Annotated in this window: 1 pseudogene; it reads left to right on the top strand. The window is 36.0% G+C overall.

The features are described 5' to 3' along the window. Nucleotides 1-390 precede the first annotated feature (390 nt). A pseudogene (gene repM / locus FTV41_RS14610) lies at nucleotides 391-1,326 on the top strand (replication initiation protein RepM); the annotation flags it as partial. Nucleotides 1,327-1,680: the final 354 nt, after the last annotated feature.

Genomic DNA, 1,680 nt, shown 5'->3' with positions numbered 1-1,680 from the left:
GAGCGAAGCGAGCATAAAGCTTTATGAGCGAAGCGAATCCATTCTTGTTTTTAGCGTCCTAGTGGATATTTGAAAAAACTGCCCCCAGGAATCGAGCGCAGCGAGATTCAATAGAGTTTGAGCGAAGCGAAAACATAGGGCAGTTTTAAATGCTTTTTAATTTTTTTTTGGCTTTTAATAATCTTTTAAGCTTTTAAATGCTTTTAGACACGCTGAAAGCATTGCTGTGTGCGCGTTTCAAGCTTCATTAAGTGACGTTTACCTTGCAATTAAGTGACGTTTACCTTGCAAAAAAATGAAAATTTCAAAAGATAAAGTGACGTTTACCTTGCATGTTGTGACGTTAATTATTAAAGTCACATAAACGTCTAAGAATAATAGAGTCACATAATGAGTAATTTAGTTGTTAAAGATAATGCGTTAATTAATGCGAGTTATAACCTCGATTTAGTCGAGCAAAGATTAATACTTTTAGCGATTATTGAAGCTCGTCAAAGTGGCAAGGGAATTAACGCAAATGACCCATTGATCATTCACGCTGAAAGCTACATCAATCAATTTTCGGCACATAGAAATACTGCATATCAAGCATTAAAAGATGCTTGTGATGACCTATTTGCAAGGCAATTCAGTTATCAGAGCCTTAGCGATAAGGGAAATATCCAGCACCATAAATCAAGATGGGTGAGTGAAGTTATTTATGTTGAGAAAGAGGCGGTTGTTAAATTAATTTTTGCCCCTGCCATCATTCCATTGATTACTCGCCTAGAAGAACAGTTTACAAAATACGATATAGAACAAGTTTCAGGGCTTACAAGTGCTTACGCTGTAAGACTTTACGAATTATTGATTGCTTGGCGTAGCACAGGTAAAACACCCATTATTGAGATACAAAAATTTAGACAAAAACTTGGTGTTCTAGATACTGAATACAAACAAATGAACGATTTTAAAAAGCGAGTTTTAGACATTGCCATAAATCAAATTAATGAAAAAACAGACATTAAAGTTAAGGTCGAACAGCACAAAACAGGTCGTGCGATTTCAGGATTTTCCTTCAAGTTTAAGCAAAAACAAACGGAAATTTCTGAAAAATCAGTATCTCCCCAACGAGATCAAAACACGCCTGACCTATTCACCAAAATGACAGATCCGCAACGCTTCCTATTCGCTCACAAGCTGTCAGAAATGCCTGAAATGAGCAAATACTCTGAGGGTACAGAATCCTTTCAAGATTTTGCGAAACGTATAGCAGACATGCTGTTAGAACCTGAAAAATTTAAAAAGTTTTATCCGCTTTTAGAAAAACTTGGCTTCGGTTCTAAGAAAAATCAATCAACAGTGAAACTGGTTGATCAAGTCAAAACCTACTCTATCGAAGATCATAAATTTATTGCATTCGACCCAAGGGGGAGCGTTCATCTTTCGAGCTGTGCTTTCAGCATTGCACGGGACAAAAGGTACAAGCACTTGAAAAAAGATAGCGAAAAAATGGCAGACTTTGAAAGCAGATTAAAAACGATGCTTCTCGATGAAAAACAACAATCTCAATTTTTTGAGATTTTGAGAGGTGAAACATCAAGGTTTAAACCTAACTAAAATCTCCTCTAAAAAAGATTTCAAAATGCCCCAACTTTTGGGGCTTATTTTTATCTTTTTCAGAGGTCGGTTTTTTNTTTC

Origin of the sequence: Acinetobacter sp. YH16051, from assembly GCF_013417135.1 — a bacterium.
Classification (GTDB): Bacteria; Pseudomonadota; Gammaproteobacteria; order Pseudomonadales; family Moraxellaceae; genus Acinetobacter; species Acinetobacter towneri.
The sequence above is the reverse complement of the archived record's forward strand: the minus strand, read 5'-3'. Positions and strand labels throughout refer to the sequence as shown.